At 38.8% G+C, this 2,454-nt stretch carries 3 protein-coding genes and 1 pseudogene; all 4 read right to left on the bottom strand.

Annotated elements, in window-relative coordinates:
- On the bottom strand, nt 1-1,060 hold a 1,060-nt coding region (locus AC5YDM_RS15000; protein ID WP_496152860.1), incomplete at its 3' end, for a protein rep.
- 90 nt (nt 1,061-1,150) lie between these two features.
- Nucleotides 1,151-1,441 carry a hypothetical protein gene (locus AC5YDM_RS14995; RefSeq protein ID WP_496152859.1) on the bottom strand — a complete coding sequence of 97 codons (291 nt, stop codon included), beginning with the start codon at nt 1,439-1,441 and terminating at the stop codon, nt 1,151-1,153.
- On the bottom strand, nt 1,438-1,758 hold the full coding sequence (locus tag AC5YDM_RS14990) for a hypothetical protein (protein WP_496152858.1): 321 nt from the start codon (nt 1,756-1,758) through the stop codon (nt 1,438-1,440). Before AC5YDM_RS14990 ends, AC5YDM_RS14995 begins: the two co-directional genes overlap by 4 nt.
- A gap of 387 nt (nt 1,759-2,145) precedes the next feature.
- Nucleotides 2,146-2,454, bottom strand: a pseudogene (locus tag AC5YDM_RS14985) (hypothetical protein); the annotation flags it as partial.

Below are 2,454 nucleotides of genomic sequence, written 5' to 3'. Positions count from 1 at the left end.
CCTCCGCTCCGTTCCGCTCCTCGTCGTCCTTGCCTTTAGGCTCAACATGACGTGTCATTTCTAAGTCGTAGTAAGATTTTTTACCAAATACGAATCTATAGAGCATTTCTAAATACGGTAGGTCTTTTTCATCTGGCATATCATCAGCAAGATTTTCAGGGATTTTGACACCATACAACGAACCAAAAGCACCACTAAGACGCTTACCTTTGAGAATCTTAAAAGCTTCCCAAGTATTTTCTACAGACAAGTCCCCAAATTTTAGAGCGTACTTACAAACCTCAGCCGCTGCATTTGAATAACCATATTGTTTATCTTTTTTCACACGACGAATATCGACGATGAATGAATCACCAGTGATTTCATGCCAAGTTTCAGACAAGTGTTCTTGATCGATCCAAGTATCGAGCAATGCAAACATGTGTACATGCGGATGCCATTCACCAGTTTTTTCGTTGTATGTATTTTCGTATGAATACATTGCCCCATTGATCTTGCAAAACTCATTAAACCCACGACCCTTTTTTAAATAGTCCTGTCTGCGTTTTATAAGCGTTCTAAACGACTTTATGAGGTGTTCAGACCTTTCCCTAAGATCAGAGCCATTTTTAACCGTGAACGTGATTAGAACAGGCTTAAGCTTACGATTTTGTTTAAGTACCTGATCAACTCGTTCAGAATATTTTTGAATTGCTTTAGAAGCACGAATACCCGCACAAAACGGACAAAGCAAATGCTGATTGCAAACATGGAATTTAGCGAGCTTAGTTTGATCTATGGTGTAAAAATTTTTGAATAGCAAAAAGTTTCCGCACTGGTTTAACTTCTGTGCAGATTTAAGGGCCTTTGTTGTTTCTTCGCTTGGTAGATCATTTGGGTAGTTTTCTTTGAATTTTGCTAGAGTCCACAAAAAGTTTTCTTGTTGCTTCGATCTATGTTTCAAAAGTCCAAAACGTGTTATTCTATCCCTGTGTTGATCTGCATTAGCAGATTGCAAACCCTTGTTATCCGTGCCGGCCAAAGCTTCTGATAACAGGGGTTTTTTATTGTCATTTTTCATGAAATTTTGTCCCCGACTTAATGAATAGTATCAAGTAAAAGTAAAAACAGGAACTTACTAAGGTAAGTTACTGTTTTTACACGAATATGGTCACGATGCCAAAACTTCGGGTTTAGCACCTTTTGCAACATAAAAAATTACGTTACGACCACTAGCCATTGCACCAACAGCAATCGCAATTTTTTTATCCACTAACTCTGCAAAGTCTCTATAGTTTTCTACCGACAGCGTAAAAAGTTCATTTTTAACGCCACCATTTAGAAGTTCCATAGCTCCCAATATTTGTACCTTGTCACGATCTTCAAACTGATCGCCTGTTTTTCTGTCTTTACCACCTTGTTGGGTAAATACGTTTAATACTGTTCCTTCAAGCTTAATCATTTAGAAACCTCATCATCTGATAGATTATTTAAGTCATAGTGACGAGACGCCAATTGATTTAGGCGAAAAAGATCATCTTCATTAAATTCAGACATAACTTGTTCAACAGCTATATCCAAAAGGTCGTTTAAGAGGTGATTACGTGGAACTTTTTTATTCTCATTTGCAAACTCATGTAGAGCTGAAATTTTAGCGAATAAATCTAAGCGAACACGGACAGGCATTTGCTTAGTAACACCCCAATAATCTGATTCAGCCTTACCAGTGATTTCCGCTACAAGCATTTGTAATTTAGTTGGTTCATCGTGGTTATTCATTTAAAAGCACCTTTGCTATTTTAATTGATTCATATTTGATTCACAGAATAATCATACACTGATTTTTTAAAAGATCAAATTGTGATTTGGATACATGGATACGGGTATACCGATATACAAGTTCACTGGTATACAGGTATGCCGATATACAAGTTCACTGGTGTACGAGTCGCCACCCATTGGGGATGGCGAAAAACTCCCGCTTAGAAATCTAAGGGGAGCTGGTGATCAGAGGGGGGAATATTTTGATTGGGATTGTGCCGATTGCTAGACAGCAATCTAAGAGGATTTATCTAGGATTCATTCATTGCGATAGCAGATCGACAAGACAGCTTTGTTAGCTGTCTTGTAGTCTTTCAGACCAACTAAAGATTACTCATATAATCTTTAGTCACCTATGAATGCCAATAGCCTATGCTCAACGTATGGGAATAAGTCGATGTTGTATAAGAACCCGTCCCAACGACGAATTCTCTCTTTCAAACGAACAATCGTTTTAGGTGGAAGTCTCCAGCGCTGTTTTTTGAACTGCGGTGCGGTACGTGGCGCATTGTGCTCCGAGCGTCGCACCTCCGCTCCGTTCCGCTCCTCGTCGTCCTTGCCTTTAGGCTCAACATGACGTGTCATTTCTAAGTCGTAGTAAGATTTTTTACCAAATACGAATCTATAGAGCATTTCTAAATACGGTAGGTCTTT

The sequence above is a fragment of the Acinetobacter sp. CY81 genome (assembly GCF_059515925.1).
The sequence above is the reverse complement of the archived record's forward strand: the minus strand, read 5'-3'. Positions and strand labels throughout refer to the sequence as shown.

Bases quoted from the DNA above. Each gene is read 5' to 3' on its own strand.
- AC5YDM_RS14990 (WP_496152858.1), bottom strand. From the start codon at position 1,758: ATGAATAACCACGATGAACCAACTAAATTACAAATGCTTGTAGCGGAA.
- AC5YDM_RS14995 (WP_496152859.1), bottom strand. From the start codon at position 1,441: ATGATTAAGCTTGAAGGAACAGTATTAAACGTATTTACCCAACAAGGT.